Annotated in this window: 26 protein-coding genes; 15 read left to right on the top strand and 11 right to left on the bottom strand. The window is 32.5% G+C overall.

Annotated features, from left to right (window positions below):
- Positions 1–563 precede the first annotated feature (563 nt).
- The 6 genes from CLU81_RS26200 (at position 564) to CLU81_RS26175 (ending at position 6,296) form a co-directional block, all read left to right on the top strand.
- The gene (locus CLU81_RS26200) at positions 564–1,397 is read left to right on the top strand and encodes a 1,4-dihydroxy-2-naphthoyl-CoA synthase (RefSeq protein ID WP_035681238.1); all 834 of its coding nucleotides are present in this window, start codon (positions 564–566) and stop codon (positions 1,395–1,397) included.
- A gap of 92 nt (positions 1,398–1,489) precedes the next feature.
- Positions 1,490–2,452 carry a 1,4-dihydroxy-2-naphthoate octaprenyltransferase gene (gene menA, locus CLU81_RS26195; RefSeq protein ID WP_099712533.1) on the top strand — a complete coding sequence of 321 codons (963 nt, stop codon included), beginning with the start codon at positions 1,490–1,492 and terminating at the stop codon, positions 2,450–2,452.
- A gap of 31 nt (positions 2,453–2,483) precedes the next feature.
- Positions 2,484–3,161 (top strand): metal-dependent hydrolase, encoded by a 678-nt coding sequence (locus CLU81_RS26190; RefSeq protein ID WP_099712532.1) that lies wholly within the window; start codon positions 2,484–2,486, stop codon positions 3,159–3,161.
- Between the two features lie 228 nt (positions 3,162–3,389).
- Positions 3,390–3,902: a DUF2199 domain-containing protein gene (locus CLU81_RS26185; RefSeq protein WP_099712531.1), complete on the top strand. Its 513-nt coding sequence runs from the start codon at positions 3,390–3,392 to the stop codon at positions 3,900–3,902.
- A 41-nt stretch (positions 3,903–3,943) separates the two neighbouring features.
- Positions 3,944–5,146: a M48 family metallopeptidase gene (locus tag CLU81_RS26180; protein WP_099712530.1), complete on the top strand. Its 1,203-nt coding sequence runs from the start codon at positions 3,944–3,946 to the stop codon at positions 5,144–5,146.
- Positions 5,147–5,249: 103 nt separating this feature from the next.
- Positions 5,250–6,296, top strand: coding sequence for an o-succinylbenzoate synthase (locus tag CLU81_RS26175; protein WP_099712529.1), 1,047 nt, complete (start codon positions 5,250–5,252; stop codon positions 6,294–6,296).
- A gap of 47 nt (positions 6,297–6,343) precedes the next feature.
- On the opposite strand, the gene CLU81_RS26170 is transcribed toward CLU81_RS26175, so the two are convergent.
- Positions 6,344–6,895: a hypothetical protein gene (locus tag CLU81_RS26170; RefSeq protein ID WP_099712528.1), complete on the bottom strand. Its 552-nt coding sequence runs from the start codon at positions 6,893–6,895 to the stop codon at positions 6,344–6,346.
- A 19-nt stretch (positions 6,896–6,914) separates the two neighbouring features.
- Entirely contained in the window at positions 6,915–7,826 is a 912-nt protein-coding gene (locus tag CLU81_RS26165; RefSeq protein ID WP_099712527.1) for an OmpA family protein, read from the bottom strand.
- A 213-nt stretch (positions 7,827–8,039) separates the two neighbouring features.
- On the opposite strand from CLU81_RS26165, the gene CLU81_RS26160 reads away from it, so the two are divergent.
- Positions 8,040–8,513 carry a CYTH domain-containing protein gene (locus CLU81_RS26160; protein ID WP_099712526.1) on the top strand — a complete coding sequence of 158 codons (474 nt, stop codon included), beginning with the start codon at positions 8,040–8,042 and terminating at the stop codon, positions 8,511–8,513.
- A 4-nt stretch (positions 8,514–8,517) separates the two neighbouring features.
- Positions 8,518–9,483 carry a YpdA family putative bacillithiol disulfide reductase gene (locus CLU81_RS26155; RefSeq protein ID WP_099712525.1) on the top strand — a complete coding sequence of 322 codons (966 nt, stop codon included), beginning with the start codon at positions 8,518–8,520 and terminating at the stop codon, positions 9,481–9,483.
- A gap of 140 nt (positions 9,484–9,623) precedes the next feature.
- Here the strand turns inward: CLU81_RS26155 and CLU81_RS26150 are convergent, their stop codons facing one another.
- A complete protein-coding gene (locus CLU81_RS26150) occupies positions 9,624–11,192 on the bottom strand; it encodes a YdiU family protein (RefSeq protein WP_099712524.1) in 1,569 nt (522 codons plus the stop codon).
- Between the two features lie 149 nt (positions 11,193–11,341).
- Positions 11,342–11,875, bottom strand: a complete 534-nt coding sequence (msrA, locus tag CLU81_RS26145) for a peptide-methionine (S)-S-oxide reductase MsrA (RefSeq protein WP_099712523.1) — start codon at positions 11,873–11,875, stop codon at positions 11,342–11,344.
- 181 nt (positions 11,876–12,056) lie between these two features.
- Between msrA and CLU81_RS26140 the strand changes: the two genes are divergently transcribed.
- The 3 genes from CLU81_RS26140 to CLU81_RS26130 all read left to right on the top strand — a co-directional run bounded on the left by CLU81_RS26140 (position 12,057) and on the right by CLU81_RS26130 (position 15,458).
- Positions 12,057–13,544, top strand: coding sequence for an aminotransferase class V-fold PLP-dependent enzyme (locus CLU81_RS26140; protein ID WP_099712522.1), 1,488 nt, complete (start codon positions 12,057–12,059; stop codon positions 13,542–13,544).
- A gap of 323 nt (positions 13,545–13,867) precedes the next feature.
- A complete protein-coding gene (locus tag CLU81_RS26135) occupies positions 13,868–14,731 on the top strand; it encodes an AraC family transcriptional regulator (RefSeq protein ID WP_099712521.1) in 864 nt (287 codons plus the stop codon).
- Between the two features lie 121 nt (positions 14,732–14,852).
- Positions 14,853–15,458: an NAD(P)H-dependent oxidoreductase gene (locus CLU81_RS26130; RefSeq protein ID WP_099712878.1), complete on the top strand. Its 606-nt coding sequence runs from the start codon at positions 14,853–14,855 to the stop codon at positions 15,456–15,458.
- A gap of 437 nt (positions 15,459–15,895) precedes the next feature.
- Here the strand turns inward: CLU81_RS26130 and CLU81_RS26125 are convergent, their stop codons facing one another.
- From CLU81_RS26125 to CLU81_RS26100, 6 genes are all read right to left on the bottom strand, one after another.
- Complete coding sequence (locus CLU81_RS26125; RefSeq protein WP_099712520.1) at positions 15,896–17,638, bottom strand: APC family permease; 1,743 nt, start codon at positions 17,636–17,638, stop codon at positions 15,896–15,898.
- Positions 17,639–17,778: 140 nt separating this feature from the next.
- Positions 17,779–18,249 carry a nuclear transport factor 2 family protein gene (locus CLU81_RS26120; protein WP_099712519.1) on the bottom strand — a complete coding sequence of 157 codons (471 nt, stop codon included), beginning with the start codon at positions 18,247–18,249 and terminating at the stop codon, positions 17,779–17,781.
- 50 nt (positions 18,250–18,299) lie between these two features.
- A complete protein-coding gene (locus tag CLU81_RS26115; RefSeq protein WP_099712518.1) occupies positions 18,300–18,824 on the bottom strand; it encodes a hypothetical protein in 525 nt (174 codons plus the stop codon).
- A gap of 9 nt (positions 18,825–18,833) precedes the next feature.
- Positions 18,834–19,310 carry a hypothetical protein gene (locus tag CLU81_RS26110; protein WP_099712517.1) on the bottom strand — a complete coding sequence of 159 codons (477 nt, stop codon included), beginning with the start codon at positions 19,308–19,310 and terminating at the stop codon, positions 18,834–18,836.
- 6 nt (positions 19,311–19,316) lie between these two features.
- A complete protein-coding gene (locus tag CLU81_RS26105; protein WP_099712516.1) occupies positions 19,317–19,994 on the bottom strand; it encodes a peptidoglycan DD-metalloendopeptidase family protein in 678 nt (225 codons plus the stop codon).
- Between the two features lie 12 nt (positions 19,995–20,006).
- Positions 20,007–20,672 (bottom strand): spermidine synthase, encoded by a 666-nt coding sequence (locus CLU81_RS26100; protein ID WP_099712515.1) that lies wholly within the window; start codon positions 20,670–20,672, stop codon positions 20,007–20,009.
- Positions 20,673–20,737: 65 nt separating this feature from the next.
- Here CLU81_RS26100 and CLU81_RS26095 point away from each other — a divergent pair, with 65 nt between their 5' ends.
- Entirely contained in the window at positions 20,738–21,289 is a 552-nt protein-coding gene (locus tag CLU81_RS26095) for a 1-acyl-sn-glycerol-3-phosphate acyltransferase (RefSeq protein WP_099712514.1), read from the top strand.
- An 83-nt stretch (positions 21,290–21,372) separates the two neighbouring features.
- Here CLU81_RS26095 and CLU81_RS26090 read toward each other — a convergent pair whose 3' ends face one another.
- Entirely contained in the window at positions 21,373–21,849 is a 477-nt protein-coding gene (locus CLU81_RS26090; RefSeq protein ID WP_099712513.1) for a helix-turn-helix transcriptional regulator, read from the bottom strand.
- Between the two features lie 313 nt (positions 21,850–22,162).
- Here CLU81_RS26090 and CLU81_RS26085 point away from each other — a divergent pair, with 313 nt between their 5' ends.
- The 3 genes from CLU81_RS26085 to CLU81_RS26075 all read left to right on the top strand — a co-directional run bounded on the left by CLU81_RS26085 (position 22,163) and on the right by CLU81_RS26075 (position 26,550).
- Positions 22,163–23,317, top strand: coding sequence for a M14 metallopeptidase family protein (locus CLU81_RS26085; protein WP_099712512.1), 1,155 nt, complete (start codon positions 22,163–22,165; stop codon positions 23,315–23,317).
- Between the two features lie 77 nt (positions 23,318–23,394).
- Positions 23,395–23,874, top strand: coding sequence for an Lrp/AsnC family transcriptional regulator (locus CLU81_RS26080; protein WP_007805990.1), 480 nt, complete (start codon positions 23,395–23,397; stop codon positions 23,872–23,874).
- A gap of 90 nt (positions 23,875–23,964) precedes the next feature.
- On the top strand, positions 23,965–26,550 hold the full coding sequence (locus tag CLU81_RS26075; RefSeq protein ID WP_099712511.1) for a phosphoenolpyruvate carboxylase: 2,586 nt from the start codon (positions 23,965–23,967) through the stop codon (positions 26,548–26,550).
- Positions 26,551–26,578 lie beyond the last annotated feature (28 nt).

Raw genomic sequence — 26,578 nt, 5'->3', positions numbered from 1 at the left:
TACTTCCTGAAACGGTATGTCTTTAAACAATATATACATTCATATTAAAAGCAAAAATTTAAGTTCACGGCTAGTCCATTTGGTTTGATAAAATAACTTATAGAAAGTTTTAGTTAGCATTTTTTCCTCTTTTCGTAATCAATTTTATACTAATTACTAAACAATTCTAGCGTTTAACCTTAGGTGTTACTATTTCCTTTTTGAAGTTTCAACAAACGAATAAATCATTTGCCCATTAATCACAGGTTTATGAATAAAAACCGTAAAAAAATGAGCGACAAATTTTTTAAATTTTCTCAAAAAAATCATTTTTTAGGTTAATAAATCAGTGAAAGAAAATCAATCTTATATCAATGAAATAAAATGTATCTCATTGATTTCTAGGGTGTAAAATTAAATATTATTTTTTAAAACTAATGTTAAAAAATGTTATTTTTTGTAAGTAAATCCTATTTGTTAACATTCAAAGTAATTTTAGCACAGACTTAAAGTAAATTGAGTAGGTAAAAATATAAAAATGCTTTATTTTTACACTATAATTATTTAAAATAAAACAAATAGAAATGGATTGGATTACTGCCAGAGAATTTGAAGATATAACCTATAAAAAATGTAACGGAGTTGCCAGAATCGCCTTTAACAGACCAAATGTTAGAAATGCATTCCGTCCAAAAACAACCTCAGAATTATACCAGGCTTTTTACGATGCACAGGAAGATACGTCAATTGGCGTAGTTTTGCTTTCTGCCGAAGGACCGTCGACTAAAGATGGTGTATATTCATTTTGCAGCGGAGGAGATCAAAATGCACGCGGACACCAAGGTTATGTTGGTGAAGACGGACAACATCGTTTGAATATCCTTGAAGTTCAGCGACTAATTCGTTTTATGCCAAAAGTTGTTATTGCAGTTGTTCCGGGTTGGGCAGTTGGTGGCGGACACAGTTTGCACGTAGTTTGCGACATGACTTTGGCAAGTAAAGAACATGCAATTTTCAAACAAACAGATGCCGATGTAACTAGTTTTGATGGCGGTTACGGATCTGCTTATCTGGCTAAAATGGTTGGACAGAAAAAAGCACGTGAAATTTTCTTTTTAGGTAGAAATTATTCTGCTCAGGAAGCTATGGATATGGGAATGGTAAATGCTGTGATTCCGCATGATGAGCTAGAAGATACAGCTTATGAATGGGCTCAGGAAATTCTGCAAAAATCACCAACTTCTATAAAAATGCTAAAATTCGCGATGAATTTAACAGACGACGGAATGGTTGGACAGCAAGTTTTTGCTGGAGAAGCTACACGTCTTGCTTACATGACAGAAGAAGCTAAAGAGGGAAGAAATGCTTTCTTAGAAAAAAGAAAACCAAATTTTGGCGAAAACAAATGGCTTCCATAAAAAAGTTTTAAAAAATAGTTTCAAGTTTCAGGTTTCAAGTCACGAACCTGAAATTTGAAACCTGAAACAAAAAATTAACTAAACAAAACATAATGAAACATTGGATTGAAGCCGCACGTTTGCGCACATTACCTTTATCAGTTTCGGGAATTATAGTAGGAAGTATTTATGCTTTATCAAACCCAACAGAAACCATCAATACACCAACAGAAGTATTTAGCTGGAAAATCTTTGGTTTTGCACTACTAACAACATTAGGTTTACAGGTTTTATCCAATTTTGCAAACGATTATGGAGACGGAGTAAAAGGCACTGATAATGCTGACAGAGTTGGTCCGCAAAGAGCAATTCAGAGTGGAGTTATTACGCCTCAGGCCATGAAAAAAGCAATTGTAATTACGTCTGTTTTGACATTATTATCAGCTATTATCCTGATTTATTTTGCTTTTGGAGAAACTAATTTCGCATACTCAATCTTTTTCTTATTACTTGGAATTGCTGCAATTGTTTCAGCAATTCGCTATACAGTAGGAAACTCAGCTTACGGATACAGAGGATTTGGAGATTTATTTGTTTTTATATTCTTCGGACTTGTAAGCACATTGGGTGTGAACTTTTTATATTCAAAAGAAGTAGATCCACTTTTAATCTTACCGGCAATTTCTATCGGATTATTAAGCGTTGGCGTTTTAAACCTGAACAATATGCGTGATGAAGAATCAGACAGAAAATCAGGAAAAAATACAATCGTAGTTAAAATTGGCGGAGCAAAAGCAAAGATTTATCACTTTACATTGATTATTACAGCAATGCTTTTGGTAGTTATTTTTGCCTTTTTAAGCGATTATAATTTCGATCAATATTTGTTTTTATTGGCTTACATACCTTTAACTAAGCATTTAATTACCGTTTATAAAAATCAAAACCCTAAGCTTTTAGATCCGGAATTAAAAAAACTGGCGCTAAGCACATTTTTACTTTCAATACTATTAACAGTTTGCATGATCTCATTGATTTCAGACATCATTGTTAATCTATTTTTAGGAGGTAGATAAAATTAAGTTTCAACTTTAAAATTTTATAAAAATGAAAATCACATTTTACGGACACGCCTCTTTAGGCATTGAAGTTGGAGGAAAACATATTATTGTTGATCCTTTCATTACCGGAAATCCACATGCATCAGCAATCGACATAAATACCCTAAAAGCAGATTATATTTTGCTTACACACGCACATGGCGATCACGTTCTGGATGTTGAGGCGATTGCAAAACGCACAAATGCAACGATCGTTTCCGGTGCCGAAATCACAAGTTACTATGCTCAAAGAGAATTCAAAGCGCATCCAATGAATCACGGAGGAAGCTGGCAATTTGACTTCGGAAAAGTAAAATATGTAAGCGCAATACACTCAAGTTCATTCCCTGACGGAACTTACGGCGGTAATCCCGGAGGTTTCGTAATCGAAGGCGAGCACAAAAACATCTATATTGCCGGAGATACCGCATTGACAATGGATATGAAACTGATTCCGATGCGCACAAAACTGGATTTGGCAATACTTCCAATCGGAAATAATTTTACAATGGATGTTGAGGACGCTATCATTGCTTCAGATTTTGTAGAATGCGATAAAATTTTAGGATATCACTTTGATACTTTTGGTTACATCAAAATCGATCACGAAGAAGCAATCCGTAAATTCTTTAATAAAGGAAAAGATTTAATGCTTCTTGAAATCGGAGAATCAATAGAACTATAAAGTTTGACATTTTATACTAAACCGAATAGAGATTATAACGGAGTCAAATTGTCATCCTGAGCGGAGTCGAAGGAGGAGCTAATCCCGCTTTCGGCTATATCTTTTTTTGAGACAAAGAAAAATTGTCTCAAAAAAGGATACCGCCTCAAACGAAGTTCACTGAACTCCTATGAAAATAAAAGATTAGTGAAGTAATCGGGGCTAAAAACACCTTTACGTTTATAAAAAATGGACGAAATTAAATTTATTTGTGAGTGTTGCGGAGAAGAGCATGTTAGCTGGCCCGCACTTACGTACAATTCCCCAAATAGCTATCACAATCTTTCCGATCAGGAAAAAGAAGAAATAGCAGTAATCGATCCGGACTTTTGTGTTATAAAATATTCAGATCAGGAAATAAATCGCTTTATCAGATGCGTTTTAATTCAGAAAGTTAACGACCATTGCCAAGATTTAGAATATGGTTTCTGGGTTTCCTTAAGTGAAACAAGTTTTAAGGATTATCTTGAAAACTTTGACAATGAAAACCATGAAACGCAATATTTTGGATGGCTTTCCAATTATATTTCACAATATCAATTCTCAAATAGTATTCCAACAACAGTTGTTACCAAAAGCGGTAACGACAGACCTGAAATTTTTCCGCATCAAGATTTTGACCATCCATTTGTAAAAGATTATTACGAAGGAATCACAAAAGAAGAAGCAGAAAAAAGAATTAGGGAAATGTTAAAAAATTAGGCCTGAAATTTGTATAAGACATTTAAACTAAATTTTATAAAATGAATTTAAAAAAAGTTGCCCTGTTTTTTTTAATTGCAGTTTCTTATAGCTCATACGCCCAAAAAGACGGTTATTGGGACAAAGAACGTGCTACTACAAAAGAAATTATAGTTTCTGCCCGTGACCGAATCCTTCTTAAAACCGAAGATTTGCCCGTTGGAACAACTGAAATCGTATACAGAATCACACTTTTAGACGAAAACCAACAAATGACAAATAGTTTAGTTTCAGTACTAAAAGCAATTCCGGATCCAACCGGAATCAGTCAGGGTTCAGCCGGAGCAGTTTTTTTAATGTCTAAAATTTCTGGTGATGATACTTGTTCATATGCGCTTTTTACCTCAAATGATAGCGCTAAAAAGTATATCGATGACGGAAAAACTGATAAAGCTTGTTTCGCTCAGGAAGAACCATTAAGCAAAGATGCAAAGAGATTATCGCTTGATAAATCATCTTGTTTAGGCGATAATATAAGTACAATTTGGTTTGGTTTCCACAGCAAAAACTGGTTATTAAACCAGAAAATAGTTTTGGAAGTTGTGCCTTGGGTAGACACAAAATTAAATCGTGGTTGGAATCAAGACAATAAAAACGAAATCATAAGTCTTTGTAAAACATCAACAATGGCGCAAAAAATGGCCAATTCTGATGATTTCTGCGTTTGCATTTTGGATAAAATCATGAAACAATATCGTTACACAGAATTTCAGAAATTGCTGGCAATCGAAAAAACTAAGGTTTATAAAGATTTCGGGAACATGTGTTATAAAGATGCTGATATTTCTAAAAACGTTTTTAATGATTTAAGAACTCAGATTGCATCATTAATAAAAGCTCAGAAATACAACGAAGCAATTCCGAAATTAAATACGATTATAAACGACGGAAAAGCAACGGCGGTAGATTACAGCTCTATTGGATATTGCTATATTTTGACTAAACAATATGCAAAAGCTATCAAATTTCTTAAAGAAGGCGAGAAACTTGACGATACAGAATTATTAGTCAAATTAAATTTAGCACACGTTTATTTGGTAAATGATGAATATAGCGAAGCAAAAGCCATCTATAAAAAATATCAAACTCAAAACGTTACAGACAGTTTGAGTTGGAAAGAAAAAACTAAACAAGATTTCACGGTTTTCCAAAATGCAGGATTGCCATCAAAAGACTTCGAAAAAGTTTTAAATCTTTATAATTAAAATTTCCTTTAACCATATAAGTGATTTAAGTTCATTTAAAGTAGTAGTGCGAGTAAGCAAAACTTAAATTTTCTTAAATCACTTATATGGTTTAAATAACAATATGAAAGCAACTTACCACAAATACATGCTCGAGTTTAAGCGTCCTTCAGGAACTTCGCGAGGTATTATGACCGAGAAAGAAACCTGGTTTATTGTTCTGGAAGAGAATGGTAAAAAAGGGATAGGCGAGTGCGGAATACTTCGTGGTTTGAGTGCTGACGATCGAGACGATTATGAAGAAAAGCTGCAATGGGCTTGCCAGAATATTCATTTGGGAGAAACAGCACTTTGGGAAGCTTTATTAGAATTTCCTTCCATACAATTTGGAATCGAAATGGCTTTTTTATCACTTAAAAGTGAAAATCCATATGTATTATTCCCATCTGATTTTACAAATAATTCAAAATCTATTGTTATAAATGGTTTAGTCTGGATGGGAGAGGCTTCTTTCATGAAAGAGCAAATCGAAGAAAAAATAGCCAATGGTTTTAATTGTGTAAAACTTAAAATTGGCGCTATAGATTTTGAAAAAGAACTGGAATTATTACACTTTATCAGAAGTCATTTTTCAGCAGAAGAAATAGAAATTCGTGTAGATGCGAATGGTGCTTTTCCTTTGAATGAAGCTTTAAATAAACTGGAACAACTTAATAAATTCCAATTACATAGTATTGAGCAGCCAATTAAAAAAGGAAACATTGAAGCAATGGCTGATTTGTGTAAAAACACTCCTTTTCCAATTGCGTTGGATGAAGAACTAATTGGCGTATTTTCATTAGAAGAAAAAGAAAAATTACTGCTTCAAATCAAACCTCAATACATAATATTAAAGCCAAGCTTTATTGGCGGTTTCAGAGGAACTTTGGAATGGATAAATTTAGCAAATCAATACAATATTGGTTGGTGGATTACATCAGCTTTAGAAAGTAATATTGGATTAAATGCAATCGCACAATGGACTTTTCTACAAAATTCAGAAATGCCGCAAGGCTTAGGAACCGGGGCACTTTATACCAATAATTTTGATTGCCCGCTTGAAGTTTCACAAGGACAATTGTGGTATAATAAAGCTAAAAACTGGGATTCTTCTTTTCTGGAAAAAGCATAAAAAAACTGGCGGTAAAGCCAGTTTTCAGGGTTATTTTGATCGTGGTTTTATTCTTTCCCTCCTAATAAACCTTCTTGCCAGTCTTTCAACTCTTGCCATTTACCTTCATAAGCAAGTAAAGCTTGTTTTGCCCAGGTTCCAGGATTGTGAATCGCGTAATTCTCACCACCGCCATCTAAAATAGATTGAAGTTTTTCAGTAGAAGCCTGAGAGAGTTCATACCAGGTTTTGATTCCGGCATCATTAAATAAAGCTTCGATTTTTGGTCCGATTCCTTCAACGATTTTCAAATCATTCTCTTTTATTTTTTTACCGTAAACCGTTGCTGCCAATGCGCTATCAAAAAGTATTGTTGGCGCTGCCGCTGCTGCAAATGATTGCACTGATGGAGCTATTTTTGCTTTTGCAGCCAAATCAGCTTCAAGTGAGGCGATTTTAGCAGTTAAATTTCGTGTATTTGCTTTACAAGCATCTAAATCTGCTTGTAGCGACAAGGCAAGAGAATCATCTCCTTTAGAATTCATTTTTCCTAGTAAGTAACCTAAAATTCCACAGATTAATCCCACTAGCGCAGGTATTAAGATACAAGGTATATTCATAATAGTATATTTTGATTAATTATTTGATTGTAATTACGGTTCTTCTGTTGTTTGCTTTTCCCTGAGCAGTTGTATTTTCTCCAACCGGTTCATCAGGACCTTTTGATTCTGTTGCAATTCGGGAAGCATCGATACCGTTTTTCGATAAATATTTTTTAGAAAATTCAGCACGTTTTTGTCCAAGAACAACATTCGAATCGCGATTTCCAACGTTATCGCTGTGTCCTACAATTAAAACAACAGCTTCTTTGACATGTTCGGTATATTTTACAATAGCACCAACTTTTAATTTTTCGACAGAAGTTAGATTATTGCTTGATTTATTGGTATTAAAGTGTAAGATCAAAGGATCGGCATTGATTGAATCCTTCAAAGCAGTCCATTCATCACTTGCAACAGCAGTTGTGTCAATAGCTTCAAACTTGTATTCGGCAGGACCTAGAAGAGTATCACCGCTCGTTTTCCATTTATCAATAACTTCGCCTTTTGTATCAAATTGAGCCGCCGGTAAACCTTTAGAAACAAAGTAATTTTTAATATCGTTTGCCCTCGCTAAACCAAGATTTTCAAAACTAGTTGTATTGGTTTCATCAGAAGTAGCGTAACCCGTTATCGTAACTTTTTGCTTTGCATTTGCAGCTAAAAATGTTTTGAGATTTTCAATTCCAACATTTACAGAATCACTTACTGGCGTAATTAATGCCGAACTGTTTTTCAGGAACTTGAGATTGTCATTTGTACGATAGTCAATTCCTGTACCGCTAAGAATAAAAGGAACAAAATTGGTGTCCTTGACTACCACATTTGTGACCTTTTCAGTACCAACTGGTGGTGTTTCTACATTGCAATTGCAACAAAATTTCAAGTACAAAAACGTACCTAATATTATAGTTATTACAATTCCTAATAGGTAAAGTGCTTTTTTAGACATAAAAAATTTGATTTAAAATTTACTCAAATTTAATAAATAAAAACTTATGTACCTGTTTATCAATAAGTTATTTTTATATCAAAATAAGGTATTTCTTAATATTTTATTAGGAAGCTTTACTGTAGAAAATTGCCTAAAAAGATGAAGTTTAAAGATTTCGATTGTTTTAATGAAATTGAGTAACTTGCATAAAAAAATTAATTTAAACACAAAATGCTCGAAATAGAAAGAAAGTTTCTTGTAAAATCAGATGATTTTAAAGAACAAGCTTTTACCCAAAACAGAATAGCTCAGGGATATTTAAGTTCAGTGCCAGAAAGAACTGTGAGAGTTAGAGTTAAAGGTGAAAGAGGATTCATAACTATAAAAGGAATAGGGCAGCAAGGAGGAATGTCTCGTTTTGAATGGGAAAATGAAATTCCACTTGGCGAAGCATTGGAATTACTTAAATTATGCGAAAAAGGCAAAATCGAAAAAACTCGTTTTGAAGTAAAATCGGGAAAACACACTATTGAAATTGATGAGTTTTATGGTGAAAATGAGGGTTTAGTAATGGCCGAAATCGAATTGGAATCTGAAACAGAATCTTTTGAAAAACCAGATTGGTTAGGAGATGAAGTTACAAATGATCCAAGATATTATAATGCTTATTTGAGTAAAAATCCTTTTAAATACTGGGAGAAATAAAGTTATGAAAGAATATGATTTGATCATTGTTGGCGGCGGTCCAATTGGGCTGGCTTGTGCAATTGAAGCTCAAAAGAAAAATCTAAGTTATTTAATTATTGAAAAAGGAGCTATTGTAAATAGCATTTTCAATTATCCTTTATACATGACTTTTTTCTCTACTGCAGAGAGACTTGAGATTGGTGATATTCCGTTTAATTGCTTAGCGCCAAAACCCGGACGTCAGGAAGCTTTAGAATACTACAGAAATATTCATCGTTATTTTAATTTTTCAATTCATTTATTTGAAAAAGTAACTGAAGTACAAAAACAAGAAAACGGTTCCTTTACTATTACAACAGATAAAGCTTTGTACGAAGCAAAAAATGTGGTAATTGCAACAGGTTTTTATGATATTCCGATTGTAATGAATGTAAAAGGCGAGGAGTTGCCAAAAGTGAGACATTATTATAAAGAAGCGCATGAATATGCTTTTAGAAATATTCTTGTTGTTGGCGCCAATAATTCGTCTGTTGATGCCGCTTTAGAATGTTGGCGAAAAGGGGCGAATGTAACAATGGTTATTCGTAAAAACGAAATAAACAGCAGGGTGAAATATTGGGTAAAACCAGATATCGAAAACCGAATTGCTGAAGGAAGTATCAAAGCTTATTTTGAATCGAATATTACTGAAATTCGAGAAAATGAAGTTGAAATTGAAACTCCAACAGGAAAAGTTACTATAGAAAATGATTTTGTTCTGGCATTAACCGGATATAAACCTGATCTCACTTTTCTTGAAAAAATGGGAATTAAACTATCTGAAGATGAACTAAAAACACCAACTTACAATCCAGAAACTATGGAAACAAATATTGACGGATTATTTCTTGCAGGAGTTGTTTGTGGCGGAATGCATACTCACAAATGGTTTATCGAAAATTCACGCATTCACGCAAATATGATTGTAGATTATATTACTTCAAAATAAAAAAAAAATTGCCACGAATTTCACGAATTTTCACGAATTGTTGTTGTCAGTTCGAGCGAAGTCGAGAACACTTTGTGTGCATTTCGACTTCGCTCAATGTGACATACTATTTCAATAAAAAGTTCGTGGCAAAAATACTTTTAAGAACTACAAGAAAGCATTGAACAACCAACTTTAGATCGTGCCCAATCCGGTCGTTTTGCAAACCATTTTTCATATTCCGGTTGTTCATCATATGGCTTTTGCAATAACAAATATAACTCGTTTATTAAGGAATAATCGCCTTGATCTGCTGCATCAATTGCCAATTGAGACATATAATTTCTTAAAACATATTTTGGATTAATTGTATTCATTTTCTCTGAACGTTCTTTATCCGAAAGTTTTTCTTCATTTAATCTTTCGATATAAAGAGTAAACCATTTTTTCCAGGAATCTAATATTTCACCAGTAATTTGTTCAGCGATATAAAAAGAATCCTGAATTTTTTCGATTGCTTTTTCAACAGAATCTGATTTTTGAATCTTGCTTAAATTCCTAAAAAAGATAGTCATATCAGTTTCAGATAATTGTAGAGTAGTTTCCAGAGAATCAATTAATTCATCGTCAGTTTTACTAGAAATAAACAATCCTAATTTACTTAAAAACATAATTTTATAATCAGAATTGAAATCTGTAATAAAAGATTCAAGTATATCTTCTAAAGGTTTAGCTTCATTAATTAACGGATAAATTGCATTTGCTAATTGATACAAATTCCATTGTGCAATTTGAGGTTGATTTCCAAAACGATATCTTCTATTTTGGCTGTCTGTTGTATTTGGAGTCCAATTTGGATCATAATTTTCTAACCAACCATAAGGTCCGTAATCAATCGTGATTCCGTGAATCGACATATTATCAGTATTCATCACGCCATGTACAAAACCCACACGTTGCCAATGCAAAATCATTTCACGTGTTTTATCTGCAACGGTTTTAAAGAATTGTAAATATTGTTCTTTTGGCTCGCCTTTTATTTCAGGGAAATAATGATTGATATTGTACTCAACAAACTGTTTTAAATTTTTGAGTTCATTTCGCGCTGTCAACATTTCGAAACTTCCAAAACGAATAAATGACGGCGCAACACGACAAACGATAGCACCTTTTTCATAAGCCGGATTTCCGTTATACAGAATGTCTCGCAAAACTTCGTCACCAGATAACATCAGCGAAAGTGATCGGGTAGTGGGAACTCCCAAATAATACATTGCTTCGGCACATAAATACTCTCTGACAGAAGATCGTAAAACAGCCAAACCATCAGCAGTTCTTGAATATGGAGTTTTTCCTGCACCTTTTAACTGAAGTGTAAAAAACTCATTTTTATTTTCTACTTCCGTCAAATTAATAGCACGTCCATCACCAAGTTGCCCGGCCCAATTTCCAAATTGATGCCCTGCATAACACATTGCATAAGGACGCGTTTCAGGAAGAACTTCTTTCCCTGAAAAGGTATTCAAAAAAGCTTCAGATTGAATTTCATCAGCCGTAATTCCAATCAATTCAGCAACTTCCTGAGAAGCATGAATCAATTTAGGATTTGATGGTTTTGTTGGATTTACATAAGAAAAAAGCGCATTAGAAACCTGACGAACTTCATTGACTTCGTTTGGATCTGCGGGTAATTCAGCAGTAAATCTGTTATTTATTTTTAAATTTTTCATTTGTGTTATTTTTTAAGCCACTCCCAATAACTATCGGGATTCGAAGATTTAAATGATTCTTTTTAAACCTATGAGATCTAAAAGTAAGTAAGGAAAACCATTTTCCTCCTTTTATCCCGATAGTTATCGGAAGTGGCTAAAACTTTTATTTAGTCAATTAATTTATTGGCGTACATTTTTTTCAATTTCTGTACTTTCGGATCAATTACAATCTGGCAATAACGCGCTTCCTGATTGTTATTGTAATAATTTTGATGATCTTCTTCGGCATTATAAAATACTTCAAAAGCTTTTAGTTCAGTGACAATTGGATCTTCATAAAATGGTTTAACTTCTTCAATAACTTGTTCTGCGACCGCTTTTTGTTCTGCGTTATGATATAAAATAATTGAACGATATTGTGTTCCAACATCAGCTCCCTGACGATTTAAAGTTGTTGGATCGTGACTTGTCATGAATATAAAAATCAAATCGTGATATGAAATTATGTCAGGATTAAAAGTTACTTTTATAACTTCTGCATGACCGGTTCTGCCTGTACAAACTTCACGATATGGAGGATTTTTAATAAAACCGCCTGAATAACCTGATTTTAAAGATTCTACACCTTTTAAACGCTGAACTACAGCTTCTATACACCAAAAACATCCACCACCAAAAGTGGCTACTTGTAAGTTTTTCATAAAACACTTCTCCTTAAGTTCTATTGCCCCATTAATCCGATAGAATATTATGACAAATTATCAATAAAAAGGTAATTTATATAAATATACTGATCAGTTGTGTAATGTTTGAAGTTTACAATTGATAAATTCGCAATTCTATAAAAAAGCAATATATTTGCAATCAAACTCAGGCACACTAATGAATAGCAAAAATAATACCATCACTCTTGAGACTTATTTTCAGGATTTTAGACAGCATATTGTTGGGATTGGACAGGAATTTGACTCTCCATATGGCAGAAAAAAAATCGTTTATACGGACTGGACTGCCAGCGGACGCTTGTATCGTCCTATTGAAGAGAAACTTTTGAATGAATTTGGACCTTTTGTTGCCAATACTCACACAGAAACAACTGTGTCAGGTACTGCCATGACAAAAGCATATCATCATGCAAGAAACATCATAAAACGTCATACAAATGCGAATAATGATGATGTTTTGATTAATGACGGTACCGGAATGACTGGCGTTATCAATAAATTTCAACGTATTTTAGGTTTAAAAATCCCGGAAAACCTGAAGGATTGCACTATAGTTCCTGCTGAAAAACGCCCTATTGTTTTTATTTCGCATATGGAACATCATTCTAATCAAACTTCCTGGTTGGAAACTATTGCCGATGTTGAAATTATACCTTCTTGTGAAAAAGGACTTTTCTGCTTGGATAATTTGGCTTTATTGCTTGAAAAATATGCTGACAGAACGATAAAAATTGCTTCTATAACTTCATGTTCAAATGTTACGGGTTTAAAAACTCCGTTTCACGAAGCTGCAAAATTAATGCACAAACATAATGGAGTTTGTTTTGTAGATTTCGCTTGTTCAGGACCTTATGTAGAAATTGATATGCATCCTGCAGATCCTGAAGCTGACTTAGATGCTATTTTCTTTTCTCCGCATAAATTTTTAGGAGGGCCTGGAACTTCAGGAGTTTTGATTTTTAATAAAAAACTATACAATAATATGATTCCTGATTGTCCTGGCGGAGGAACTGTAAGCTGGACAAATCCTTGGGGCGAACATAAATATATTGATAATATCGAGGATCGTGAAGATGGCGGAACTCCTGGTTTCTTGCAGGTTATTAAAACTGCACTGGCAATTGAGCTTAAGGAAGAAATGGGAATCGATAACATTTTGCAACGCGAACACGAAATTGTTGATTTTGTTTTTAATGAATTAGATCCAGTTGAGAATATTAAAATTTTGGCTGGTCAACATAAAAATCGTTTGGGTGTAATTTCATTTTTTATTGAAGATCTTCACTTTAATTTAGGTGTAAAATTGCTGAATGATAAATTCGGGATTCAAACGAGAGGCGGATGCAGTTGTGCCGGAACTTACGGACACTTTTTACTACATGTAGATCAGGAAACTTCAAATAAATTGGTTAATGAAATTACTATCGGTGATTTAATCAAAAAACCGGGATGGATTAGAATGTCTATTCACCCAACGACTACTGATAAAGAAATCGCTTACGTTTGCGAAAGCATTAAAGATTTAGCTAAAAACCACAAATCATGGGCTTTAGATTATGCTTATAATAAAAACACAAACGAATTTATTCATAAAAACGCTAATTCATTTGAAGATGAATTGGTTGCAGGATGGTTTAAGTCGTAGCGTGATTTTACCGCAAAGTTCGCTAAGTTTTTCCGCGAAGGACACAAGCTTATTGTGTTCACTTTATATTTTTAAAGTTCGCAAAGTAAACCCTACAGGTTTTTAAAACTTGTCGGGTTTGTTGATTTTTGACATTAATCGCAAAGTTCACAAAGTTATAATTGATAAAGCTTTGTGAACTTTGCGTTTTTATAAAATCTCGAATACGTTAAAATAAACTTAGCGTTCTTTGCGGTAAAATTAATCAGTTTCAATTTGAAAATTCAATCATAAAAGAGTTTTCAGTTTCTTGTTTTTTTCTAATCTTTGTTAAAACTTGTATAATGATAATCTTTAAAGATTTTGAGTCGTTTAACGAATATGTTGGATTAAAAAAGCCAATCGATAGTGATATCGATATTGGTTATTATGATTCTCCAAATATGCGATCTCAATCTGAACCTGTAAAGGCTGATTTCTATCGTATTTCTATAAAAATTAATTATACCGATAAATCGTTACCTGTTCCAAAACCAATAACGGCAATCTTTTTCAGCAGTCCGGATATGGTAAATGGATGGAATGTCGAACCGAATTACACAGGAATGTATGTGCAGCTTTCTAAAAAGATAATAGATGAAAATAGGTTTTTATTTAAAACTTATCTTGATTACGGACAGCATGAAGCCTTATATTTAACTGAAAGTGAAGTAGAAGAAATAAATACACTTTTTGGTTTAATGTACAAATATTATAAAAGCGAAAAACAAGATTTTGGTGTTTTGCTTTCTTATGCGAATGTATTGATTTCTGTAATTGAAGCTTTTTATAACAGACAATTTTCTACAAATCCAAAACAATACAATCGTATTGTAACTGACTTTCAACAAAGCTTAAAAGATTACTATAATCAGCCTGTGAAACAACTTCCAAGTGTTCAGTATTTTGCTGATAAATTGGATTTGACGCCAAATTATTTGGGAGATATTATTAAGCATTTTACAAATAAATCTGCTCTGGAGAATATTCATGAATTTGTAATAAAAAAAGCAAAAGACTTATTAGAAAAAAATGACTCTATGAATAATACTCAAGTGGCTTATGAATTAGGTTTTGAGTATCCAAATTATTTTTCTAAGTTTTTCAAGAAGCAGGTAAATTTGACTCCAAAAGAATATCGGGAACAAATAAAAAACACGAATCTTTAATACTTTCAAAGCACTTTTTAAGTGCTTTTTTGTTATCAGTAATTTGTTTCTTTTTTACTGGTAATTTGTCTCTTTCCGCCGAATGATCCCTTTTTACTTTTGTGGAGTAAAAATTATTAAAATGGAAAAACAAAAGAAAGTATTATTGATCAATACACATCTAACTTACCCAAATTGGACGGAAGGAAAATTAAACAATTCTTTTATGGAAGTTGCAAAACATTTTTTTGAAACTAGAAATTATGAAGTTCTGGAAACAAAAGTTGAGAATGGATACAATGCCGATGAAGAAGTTGAAAAACATTTAAGCGCCGATATTGTCATTGTGCAAACGCCTGTAAATTGGTTTGGCGCACCGTGGATTTACAAAAAATATACTGACGAAGTTTTTAATAGCGGATTACACAGTCAAAAATTCCTTTTGGGTGACGGAAGAACGCGCGAAGATTTGACAAAGCAATACGGAAGCGGTGGAAAATTACACGGAAAGAAGTTTATGATTTCTGCAACCTGGAATGCTCCAGAGGAAGCTTTCGGAAATCCATCTCAAGATTTTATGCAAGGTAAAACAACATCAGATTTGTTTTTGAATATTTCAAGTAGTTATCGTTTTTGTGGTTGTGATATTTCTCCGGATTATAATTGTTTTGATATTTTTAAAGGAGGAACGATAGAAAATGATCTTGAAAATTATCCTAAGCATTTAGCTAAGGTTTTTAATTTATAAAGAGTTAACTGGATTGATTTGGTTTGAGAATTAACCGCAAAGTTCGCTAAGTTTTTTCGCGAAGGACACTAAGGTTGTTGTGTTTACGTTGTCTTTTTTAAGTACGCAAAGTAAACCCGATAGGTTTTATCCCGAAGTGTCAGGACTGTAGGGTTTCTTGGTTGGAGAATTAACCGCTAAGTTACGCTAAGAACGCAAGGTTTGTTTTTTTGTTGAGAAAACATAAAGTTCGCAAAGCTGTTTAAATACAAAGCTTTGCGAACTTTTCGTTTTTATAAAATCTTTAATAGAAAAACTTAGCGGACTTTGCGGTTAAATTTTTTAGCCACAAATGTCACAAATTGTCACAAATTTTAATTCACATAAAGCTTTACGAACTTTGCGTAAATCTTTGTGTCCTTTGCGGTAAAGATTAATTAAATTCTCCTAAAAATTCTTTACATAATCAAGCGAACGCCACCAAGATCTGAAACTCTGTAAGAGAATTTATTTCCGGGAGAGCCTATGAACATAAAGTTTTTTGGGATTTTCCACTTTTGAGAAAGTTCGTCTATAATTTCGGGACCAAAAACGCCTTGAATTTCGAGATATTCAATATCGATGTCGTCGTAAGCTCGATCTAAAACTTCGAGGTCTTTTATTAAGGCTTCGTTATTTGAGGAATCATTTTTTACATGGACAATTTTTAGTTTTTTGGTAGTTTCATTATTTTCAACATATTGAAGTACTTTATTGAGAATTGCAATATCATCGCCTTTGGTAAAAAAGACAAATTCCTGCGAATTAATCTCAACGCTCATTTTTTGCAAATATCGATTACTGACGATAACGAATCTTCGGAGTGGCTGATAGAAATATTCTAAAGCCTGGATCATGAGTCTTATCAGAATGACGCGATTGAGCATGATTCCGATAAAAATCAACGACGGCACCATATATTTCAAAAAGGTATAAAATGCGTTGATGTTGAGTTTCATATTTCCAATGAAAGCGGCGATAATAAATGAAACTGCAACTACAACTGCGATTCCGCGTGCGCGTTCTGGTCTTGGTAATTTGCTTCGTTTGAATTTCAGTAATAAATTTCCAATCCCGAATAATGCCATTACTGCCAAAAAGGAAAATGTATAAACTCCTGCTAATGATTCTAAATGCCCTCTTGTCGCAAAAAGCACCGATATACATAAAATAAGAAAGCTTATTACAATTCTATAATGTGATCCTCTTTTGTTTTTCTTCAGAAAATAATTTGGTAGAATTCGATCTAAAGTCATACGGTTCAATAATCCGGAAACTCCAACAAATGAGGTCAATACGGCTCCGCATAAAACTAAAACCGCATCTATAGAAATTAACCAAGCGAGCCAGGATCCTCCAGTTGTTTGTCCTAAATGTGCTAAAAGGGATTCTTTATTGGCGCCAACTTCAGTTAATGGAATTACGCTAATTAATAAAATCGCAATTACAGGATTAAAGAAACTTACGATTGCCCACATATTTCGCAATGTTTTTGGAAAAACGCCGTGTTCTTGTTCTTCAACAAAATTGGCAGAACTTTCGAAACCTGAAATCCCAAGCATGGCAGCAGAAAATCCTAGAAAAAGGGCTGTTTTTATATTTCCGTAGGCAATTGGGGTTTCCCAATTGATATGAAAAGTTTCTAATCCATTATTTAAAATAAACCATAGCGAAGCTAAAACGAGTAGAGATAAAGTTGCAATATGTGTGATAAAAATAATTACGGCTACAAATGCAGATTCTCCGATTCCTAAAATAGCAAGTCCGGTAAATAATACCAAAACTACAACTGTTGCGATGGTTACATTTAAGGTTTCGAAAATTCCGTGTAAATAATGCATTCCTTCTGAGGCCGAAATTACTGCGGTTGCCATATAAGACAAAACGGTTAATGTTGCCGCCAGAGATGCTAATCGTTTGGTTGAAGTGTTTAATAAAACATTGTAAGCACCACCATTTAAAGGGATTGCGCCAACAACTTCGCCATAAATTCGTCTGAAAAGAAATAAAACTGCCGCAACAATTAGTAATGAAATCCAGGCATATTGACCTGCATATAGAATCGTTAGCGCTGAAACGTATAAACAGGAAGAGCTTATGTCGTTTCCGCAAATTGCTGTTGCTTGTAATTGATTTAATTTTTTGTGTACAATTTCTTTCATCGATATTCAGGATTAAAACACGATTAACACAATAAAAATAGTAACAGACAAACAAATTCTTAAAAAAGGCAGATAGAATGAATAGAACTAAAAGTATATTTTAGCTAATGTGTATATTTAGAATATTCAATTTAAGAAAATTATTTGGATTCCTCAAACTTTCTAAGTGATGACAAGGCTTGTTGCTGAACTTTCTTTTGAAAGAAACCTGTCCAGCCTAATAGATATCCGGTTGGTCCAAAGGCTTGTTTTGACCATTTCCAAACATCAAAATTATCTGTATGTTTGATGATTAAGCCATCTTGAAACGAAAATTCGGCTGCAATTCGATTGATTACATTTCTGTTTGTTTTACTGAAATTATAAGTTGCAACCCAATTTGCAGAACCCGCAAATTCATCAGCTTTAACATTTGAAAATTCAATTTTTAAGTTCCCTTTGCTTTTTATAAGCAGCATTTCCCACATTTTAGAAACTTGCTCTTCTTTTAATAAACCAAAAGCAGGATCTATAAAATGAACTTTTGGATGATAACATTCAGCCATTGTTTTAGCGTCGGCGTTTGCAAAAGCGGTATAGAATTTTGTAATTAAAGCTTCGTTGGCGTTCATATAAAAAGAATTAGATTATAAATATAAGATTTAATTTATTAAATGTCTTACTATAAAAGACTAATTTCTTTTGCGGTATCAAACGACTTCTTTGATTTATCGTATGCTGTCGAAAAATAATTCATTTTATTATATGCCGTAAAATATCCGGTTTGATTTCCAAAAGTATTTGGACCTCCGGAAATAATAAATCGAACAGCATAAATATCCGTTTTTTTAAGCTTTGCAAATTCGGCAGGAGTGAAGTAATAATACGCCGAAGTCTTGCCATCAGAACTTTCCTTTACATTTTTATCAACACAAGGAATTACATCTGCATTGGCTAAATCTACATATAAACCGCCGGCAATTCTGGCTTTATCATTTGCCGTTGAAACTGTTACCTTTAAGATTCCGCCTTTATCTGTTTTTGCAATCTGAACATTTGCTTCGCCGGTAAAGGCATATTTTTCACAAATGAAAGTATAATTTTGCGTTGCCGGAAAAGGTTTTGAATTATTTACAATCATTTTTTCCTGAGCATTTGCAAAACTAGAAATTAGCAATAATACAAATAGCGGTAGTCTTAAATTCATAGTTTTAGTTTATTGATCTGTTATTTTTGAATCAAATTTTTCATCCCAATCCATTGATTTTATTGCCGAAATTAGATTTTCTTCATTTACAAAAACACGTAACTCTTTGTTGGCTACCTTTTTACTATATAAAGCATGGTATCGATATATAACTTCTTGTTTTGTTTTGTAAACGCCATCTAATTTTAAGTCAATAAAACTTCCGTAATATTGTCTAAATCTTGTACAAGTTTTAGTCAATCGTTCTTCGGTCGTATTTTCCATAACCGATTGGGTTACTTCAGTCTCATTAAAAGGTTTAAATTTTGATGTATTGCAAGTTTCCAGAACTCTTTTGCCTAATTCGTACGCTTTTTTCTGCTGATTCACATTAATTTCGGCGCTTGAAACTTTCTTTACTTTTAAATCTTCTGTATCTCTGGTAATGGTTTTAGATTTACATCCAATTAATAACAACAAACATATAATCAATCCTGCTTTCTTCATAACAATTTAAGTAATTTTTAATAATAAGTTAGGGTCGGGACAGTTTTCTATATAAAAATTAAGGTCATTTGTATTGCAAACTCCGGGATAATCTCCCCAATATTCTTCAATATTTTTTATAATTTGAAAATGTACGTGAGGCGCATAATCTCCGTTAACGTCTGATTTTCCTAAAGCAGCAATTTTATCTCCCTTTTTAAATACAGTCCCAACGCTAAGGTTTTCTATACTTTCTAACGATAAATGTCCGTATAAAGTATAAAAAACTTCATTTTCAATTTCATGTTCCAAAATAATCGTCGGGCCATAATCGCCCAAACCTTCATTATTTTTAAAACTATGAACTTTTCCGTCAAGCGGAGCTAGTACAGCTGTATTTGCTTTTGTCCATAAATCGAGACCAATATGAATATTTCGTTCCGGAATAGAATCGTTTTTGAAAATTGTACTTCTTTGATACAAAGTCCGTCCTTCGATATATCCGCCAAAAGCGACTTCGGCATTATTTTTTTCGAGATAATTAGAAATAAAAAGCTCAAATTCGGCTGCGTTTTCAGGCTTAGATTCCATTAATTCCTGATTCGTAACCGATAAATCCAAAGCTAGGTATTTTGAAAAATCGATACTTGAATCAATTACTTTAGTAGGTGGTAATGTTTTTAAAATAGAGGCAAGAGGTTTCATAAAATTTAAAATTTAGGCGACTTTTTCAATTATTATTAATTCATTATGCACTTCTATGCGGGGCAGCATTTTCGAAGTAAATAATTCGGCGTTAATTTCGGCAATATATTTTTTGTTTCGAACATTATGTGCTTCATCCAGAATCATGGTATTGAATAAAACAAAACCCTGATCTTTTAAAAGCGAACAAACACGATCGCTAAAAAACTTCTCAAACAAAAAGTTTGGCATATTAATGTCTTCAAAAATATCAATGATTATCAGATCGTACTTTTCTTTTGTTTTTAAAACAAACTCAAAAGCATCATCAATAATAACATCCAGCTGTTTTATTTGATTAAGGTTGAAATATTCATTTGCAATTTGAATCATATCAGAGTCAATCTCGACACCGGTAATCCTACCTTTATATTCCACTTCATCAACCAAAGTTTTTATGACACTTCCTCCGGCAACACCAAGTAATAGAATATGGTCCATTTCGAGAATTGCTTTATATCCAATATTTCTAAGTCCGTACCTTAATATACGTTGCAAACTTCCGTATGAATAATTTGTATTTTCAGAATCTAAAACCAATTCTCCATTTGCCCAAGTAACCTCAATTATTTTACTTCTGGCGGATTTTTTTTTAAATATTTTAATTGGAATTAAATAACTGAATAACTTTTGAATCATTTTACGGGCTTTTACTCAAAATTACCACTTTAAATCTTTTATTTTGCATGAAAAAATAAATTTTAATGAAAAAACAATTCTATAAATTCATCTTTTTTAAGCTAATGGGCTGGAAAATAGTAGGAATAGAAAATGCTGAAGTTAAGAAATGTATTCTAATGGTGATGCCTCATACAAGTAATCATGATTTTTATTTGGGAATTTTCACTCGTGGAATCTCAGGATTGGAAATGAACTGGGTTGGAAAAAAGGAATTATTCAAATTTCCTTTCGGATATTATTTCAGAAGTGTGGGAGGAGAACCATTAGATCGCTCAGGCGGATTGAACAAAGTAGATTCGATTGCTGCAATTTTTGAACGCAAAGAAGTTTTTAGATTAGCAGTTGCTCCTGAAGGAACTCGTAAAAAGGTAAAAGAAATTAGAAGTGGATTTTATTATATAGCGCTCAAAGCAAATGTGCCAATTGTTCCCGTTGCATTTGATTGGGGTAAAAAAGAAGTTAATTTAGGAAAGCCATTTTTCCCGACTGGCGACTACGAAGCCGATCTTCAAGTTTTGAAAAAACATTATGATGGAGTTATTGGTAAAATTCCTGAAAACGGATTTCAATTGTAAATTTTCGCTGTTTTTTCAATTGCGTGAGAATCCCTTAAATAAAAAATATTTTAAAAAATTTTCAAATACGCGATTTTTATAAATCATGGGGCATAGGCCTTAAATGTCCCATTTTTATAAAAAATAACTATTTTCTCAATTTCCCCTTCTTCCGGAATTAGATTTTGATTTTTTACTTCCGATGAATATCTAATCGGAGCTTTTTCTTCTTCTTTATAATTTATTTGTGAAAACAAATCGCCAGCCACAAAATTATCATTTGATGAAATAGGAGGGTTTGTTTTTTCAGTTTCTAAAGTTTCATAGTTTTTAACTTTACTATTTTCTTCTTCATTTTTAGGAAAATTTCCCTTTCCATTCAAAAGCCAATAAAGATCTACATCAGGAAAAACGTCTAATATTTTCATGACAAAATCTAAACTAGGTTTGTTTCTTCCCGAAAGTAGGTGAGACATACTGGAACGTTGTACGCCAATTCTATCAGCAAAAGAAGAGGCATTAATACCGTAGTAATCCAATATAATTTCCAGTCTTTTTACAAAATCATCGATGTTTACCATTGTAAATTATTATAATTAATTCTCATGTTTACAAATGTAATTAAAAAGGATTAGATAACCTATTTTACAGTTGTAAATTGATTTTTAAAGCTAGATTTATTATAACTAATACTTTATATGATAAATAATATTACACTAATATTAAGCATGTTATAATTATTCATTTAAAGTAATAACATTTGTCAACTTTAATAGAATCTAGCATTCCATAAAAGCTCATTTTATTGTTTACATTTCTAAATTTTACTCAATTTTTACTGTTTACAATTGTAAAAATAAAGATGTTTACTTTTGTAAACTAATCAGAAAGACAATGAATTTAGAAGAACTATTTGACCAATACAAAGAACAATCTATAGCAGGACGTTACTTGACTCTAGACCATATTACACCATTATTAGAAAAACTAAATACAAATAATCAAGTCAAAGTTATTGGCACATCTGTTTTAGGAGAACCTATATATAGTTACGAAATTGGTAGCGGAGAAACGCGTATTTACCTTTGGTCGCAAATGCACGGAAACGAAAGCACAACCACAAAAGCATTATTTGATTTCATTAATGTATTAAATAGCGGTTCAGAATTTGCGGAGAAAATGCTTAAAACATTTACTTTTTATAGTATTCCTATACTAAATCCTGACGGAGCAAGACTTTATACACGCGAAAATGCCAATAAAATTGATCTAAATCGCGATTCTCAAAACCTGACACAACCAGAAAGTAAGGTTTTGAGAGAAGTTTTTGAAACTTTCAAGCCTCATTACTGTTTTAACCTTCATGATCAGCGAACTATTTTTGGCGCAGGAGAAACTGGAAAACCAGCAACAGTATCATTTTTAGCGCCTTCTTATAATGAAGAAAGAGAGATTAACGACAACAGATTAAAAGCTATAAATGTGATCGCCGGAATCAACGATGTATTGCAAAAATACATTCCGGAACAGGTTGGACGCTTTGATGATTCGTTCAATATCAATTGTATAGGAGATACTTTTCAGTTTTTAGGAGTACCAACAATCTTGTTTGAAGGCGGACATTTCCCTAATGATTACGATAGAGAAATAACCCGAAAGCTCCTATTTTTCTCACTTATTACGAGTTTTAAACTGATCGGCGAAAACGATTTAGTTGATAATAGAATTCATGATTATTTGAATATTTCACAAAATAAAGTCGTTTTTTATGATTTTATGTATAAAAATATCAAAATAAATTATGATGGTATCGAAATTATTACGAATTTTGTCGCACAATACAAAGAAGAATTGATTGAAAATAAGATTCATTTCAACGCTTACATAGTTGAAGTAGGTGAGTTGGAAAATTATTTTGGACATTATGAATACGATGCAAAAGGAGCACTTTATTCAGATGACTTTACAAATTTTCCGAAAATGAATCAAAAAGCAGATTTTTATTTAGATAAAAATGTTAAATTTGTTAACGGATTGATAAAAAGTTAATTTTTATGTGAATTTGTTGTTTTTTATATATATTTTTATACTTTGTAATAGCAATTAGTAATATTAATTAAAGAATTATGAGTAAATTTCGTTTAGATGAAGTAGATCACCAGATTTTAGATATGTTAATAGACAATACGAGAGTTCCGTTTACTGACATTGCAAAAAAACTATTGATTTCTGCTGGAACAGTACATGTTAGAGTAAAAAAAATGGAAGACGCCGGAATAATAATGGGCTCTTCATTGGCCTTAGATTACGATAAATTAGGGTACTCATTTATTGCTTATGTAGGTGTATTCCTTAATAATACGTCTCAAACTAAATTTGTATTAGAGCGCATCAATCAAATTCCTTTCGTTACAGTAGCATCTGTAACTACTGGTAAATTCAATATTTTTTGCAAAATTAGAGCAAAAGATACTAAGCACGCAAAAGAAGTTATCTTTATGATTGACGATATTGAAGGTGTTTACAGAACTGAAACAATGATTTCATTAGAAGAAAGTATAAACGATAAGAAGCGTTTGATGCATACTATTTTTAAAAATATGTAATATTTTCTTGAATGCTATATTAAAATATAACCTCAAGTTTATTCTTGGGGTTTTTTTATGACTAATTAACCAACCAACTACAACACAATTATGTACACGTTACCAAAAATCGAACGTTTTAATCAAGATGTTCTTTCTAAATACCACATTTATAATAGTGTTTTTATAACATTACCATTTGATTCTATAGATAATACAGGGGCTTTACTTCCTTTATTTACAGAAACTTGCGAAACGGGATTTAAAAAACAGGAAACTCCTAAAGAAATTTTTAATTACTTCTCTGACAGATACTTAAACAATGCATCAGAATCAGAGAAGATTGATTTAATGTTCCGATTTATTCAGTATATCGAACGTCAGATTGTATTATTTGACGCAATCGAAGATGCTGCTTTTCCAGAAGTTAATAATATGGAAGGACGCGGATCTTTGCGTGATATCAAAGAAAAATCAGATGCAAAAGAAAAAGACGATCAATTAATCGAATTTCTTGAGAATTTTAATGTTAGAACTGTTCTAACAGCGCATCCAACACAGTTTTATCCTGGTCCTGTATTAGGAATTATAAATGATTTGACCGATGCAATTCGTTTAAATGATTTATTAAAAATAAAACAATTGTTAGCGCAATTGGGTAAAACACCTTTTATCCAGAATGAAAAACCAAATCCATATGATGAAGCGGTTAGTTTGATCTGGTATTTAGAGAATGTGTTTTATGCAACTTCAGGAGAAATTGTTCATTATTTACAGAAAAATATCCTTGACGGAAATGCAATTCAAAATCAATTGATAAAACTTGGATTCTGGCCAGGGGGAGATCGTGATGGAAATCCTTTTGTAACTACCGAAATTACTTTGAAAGTTGCAGACCGTTTAAGAACCTCAATCTTAAAGTGTTATTATATCGAAATGAGAAGTTTAAAACGTAAGTTAACTTTCTCAGGAGTAGACACTTTAGTAGCTGAACTTGAACATAAACTTTACCGTTCAGTATTTTATTCTAAAGGAGAAATATACATCACTTTAGAAGAATTATTATCGCAATTAAACAAAATAAGGGACATTATTATTGAGAAACACCAATCACTATATTTAGATGAATTAGAAGCTTTCTTAGTAAAAATTAACTTATTCGGATTCCATTTTGCAACTTTAGATATTCGTCAGAATAGTAAAATTCATAATATCGTTTTTAAAGATGTTGTGGATTATTATTTGAATTCTGGTTCAGATGTTTTTCCAAAGAATTATTTTGAATTATCGGAGAATGAAAAATTAGTAGTTTTATCGAATGTTAAAGGAGAATTAAATCCGGCAGACTTTGAAAATGAAATTACAAGATCTACTTTGGAATCTGTTCAGGCAATTAAAACAATTCAGAATGCAAATGGTGAATTTGGTGCAAATCGTTATATTATTAGTAATAACGAAAGTGCATTAAACGTAATGGAAACGTTCGCAATGATTCGTTTGAACAACTGGGAAAATCCTTCTGTGGACATTATTCCGCTTTTTGAATCAGTTGATGATTTGCAAAATGCGCACCAAATAATGGAGCAATTGTATACTAATCCTGAATATTCTAAACATTTACAAGCGAGAGGAAATAAGCAAACAATCATGTTAGGTTTCTCTGACGGAACTAAAGATGGTGGTTATCTAATGGCTAACTGGAGTATTTATCAAGCAAAAATTGCACTTACAGAAATTTCGAGACAATACGGAATAAAAGCTATTTTCTTTGACGGCCGTGGTGGACCTCCAGCACGTGGTGGTGGAAAAACACATAAATTTTATGCTTCTTTAGGTCCAAAAATTGAAAATAACGAAATTCAAATCACAGTTCAAGGACAAACGATTAGTTCTAATTTTGGAACTTTAGATTCTTGTCGTTATAATATCGAAAATTTATTAACGGCCGGAGTAACAAATCAGGTTTTCAGTAAAGGAAAAAATGAATTAAGCGCTGATGAAACTCAAATCCTGACGCAATTGGCAGATTTAGGATATGAGAAATATTTAAGTTTCAAGAATCATCCTAAATTTATTCCGTATTTAGAGAAAATGAGTACGTTGAAATATTACTCTAAAACAAACATTGGAAGTCGTCCATCAAAAAGAAGCAAATCAGAATCATTAGATTTTGCCGATTTGAGAGCAATTCCGTTTGTAGGTTCATGGAGTCAATTAAAACAAAACGTACCTGGATTTTTTGGAGTAGGAACAGCTTTAAAATATTTTGAAGAAAATGGCCAGTGGGATAAAGTACACGATTTATACCATAATTCATTATTCTTTAAAACGCTGCTTGAGAATAGTATGATGTCATTGGCAAAATCATTTTTACCATTAACAGCTTACATGAGAAACGATCCTGAGTTTGGTGAATTCTGGCAAATTATTTTTGATGAATTTCAAGAAACAAAACGTCTTTTATTGAAAATTGCAGGACATAAAACTTTGATGGAAAATTACCCTGATGGTATAGCATCAATTCAAGTGAGAGAACGTATTGTGTTGCCACTCTTAACAATACAACAATTTGCTTTATTGAGAATTAATGAGCTAAATAAAGAAAATAGTCCAAATGAAGATCTGATCAAAGTATATGAAAAAATCGTTACAAGATCTCTTTTCGGAAATACAAACGCAAGTAGAAACTCAGCTTAATAAAATTATAATATAAAAATTGGTAAAA

The organism is Flavobacterium sp. 9, from assembly GCF_002754195.1.
Lineage (GTDB): Bacteria > Bacteroidota > Bacteroidia > Flavobacteriales > Flavobacteriaceae > Flavobacterium.
The sequence above is the reverse complement of the archived record's forward strand: the minus strand, read 5'-3'. Positions and strand labels throughout refer to the sequence as shown.

Coding starts and splice junctions, on each gene's coding strand:
- CLU81_RS26140 (WP_099712522.1), top strand. CDS start 12,057: ATGAATAGCAAAAATAATACCATCACTCTTGAGACTTATTTTCAGGAT.
- CLU81_RS26125 (WP_099712520.1), bottom strand. CDS start 17,638: ATGAAAGAAATTGTACACAAAAAATTAAATCAATTACAAGCAACAGCA.
- CLU81_RS26115 (WP_099712518.1), bottom strand. CDS start 18,824: ATGAATTTAAGACTACCGCTATTTGTATTATTGCTAATTTCTAGTTTT.
- CLU81_RS26165 (WP_099712527.1), bottom strand. CDS start 7,826: ATGTCTAAAAAAGCACTTTACCTATTAGGAATTGTAATAACTATAATA.
- CLU81_RS26190 (WP_099712532.1), top strand. CDS start 2,484: ATGAAAATCACATTTTACGGACACGCCTCTTTAGGCATTGAAGTTGGA.
- CLU81_RS26085 (WP_099712512.1), top strand. CDS start 22,163: ATGAATTTAGAAGAACTATTTGACCAATACAAAGAACAATCTATAGCA.
- CLU81_RS26155 (WP_099712525.1), top strand. CDS start 8,518: ATGAAAGAATATGATTTGATCATTGTTGGCGGCGGTCCAATTGGGCTG.
- CLU81_RS26075 (WP_099712511.1), top strand. CDS start 23,965: ATGTACACGTTACCAAAAATCGAACGTTTTAATCAAGATGTTCTTTCT.
- CLU81_RS26095 (WP_099712514.1), top strand. CDS start 20,738: ATGAAAAAACAATTCTATAAATTCATCTTTTTTAAGCTAATGGGCTGG.
- CLU81_RS26170 (WP_099712528.1), bottom strand. CDS start 6,895: ATGAATATACCTTGTATCTTAATACCTGCGCTAGTGGGATTAATCTGT.
- CLU81_RS26080 (WP_007805990.1), top strand. CDS start 23,395: ATGAGTAAATTTCGTTTAGATGAAGTAGATCACCAGATTTTAGATATG.
- CLU81_RS26130 (WP_099712878.1), top strand. CDS start 14,853: ATGGAAAAACAAAAGAAAGTATTATTGATCAATACACATCTAACTTAC.
- CLU81_RS26150 (WP_099712524.1), bottom strand. CDS start 11,192: ATGAAAAATTTAAAAATAAATAACAGATTTACTGCTGAATTACCCGCA.
- CLU81_RS26105 (WP_099712516.1), bottom strand. CDS start 19,994: ATGAAACCTCTTGCCTCTATTTTAAAAACATTACCACCTACTAAAGTA.
- CLU81_RS26135 (WP_099712521.1), top strand. CDS start 13,868: ATGATAATCTTTAAAGATTTTGAGTCGTTTAACGAATATGTTGGATTA.
- CLU81_RS26090 (WP_099712513.1), bottom strand. CDS start 21,849: ATGGTAAACATCGATGATTTTGTAAAAAGACTGGAAATTATATTGGAT.
- CLU81_RS26120 (WP_099712519.1), bottom strand. CDS start 18,249: ATGAACGCCAACGAAGCTTTAATTACAAAATTCTATACCGCTTTTGCA.
- CLU81_RS26185 (WP_099712531.1), top strand. CDS start 3,390: ATGGACGAAATTAAATTTATTTGTGAGTGTTGCGGAGAAGAGCATGTT.
- CLU81_RS26110 (WP_099712517.1), bottom strand. CDS start 19,310: ATGAAGAAAGCAGGATTGATTATATGTTTGTTGTTATTAATTGGATGT.
- CLU81_RS26160 (WP_099712526.1), top strand. CDS start 8,040: ATGCTCGAAATAGAAAGAAAGTTTCTTGTAAAATCAGATGATTTTAAA.
- msrA (WP_099712523.1), bottom strand. CDS start 11,875: ATGAAAAACTTACAAGTAGCCACTTTTGGTGGTGGATGTTTTTGGTGT.
- CLU81_RS26100 (WP_099712515.1), bottom strand. CDS start 20,672: ATGATTCAAAAGTTATTCAGTTATTTAATTCCAATTAAAATATTTAAA.
- CLU81_RS26200 (WP_035681238.1), top strand. CDS start 564: ATGGATTGGATTACTGCCAGAGAATTTGAAGATATAACCTATAAAAAA.
- CLU81_RS26180 (WP_099712530.1), top strand. CDS start 3,944: ATGAATTTAAAAAAAGTTGCCCTGTTTTTTTTAATTGCAGTTTCTTAT.
- CLU81_RS26175 (WP_099712529.1), top strand. CDS start 5,250: ATGAAAGCAACTTACCACAAATACATGCTCGAGTTTAAGCGTCCTTCA.
- menA (WP_099712533.1), top strand. CDS start 1,490: ATGAAACATTGGATTGAAGCCGCACGTTTGCGCACATTACCTTTATCA.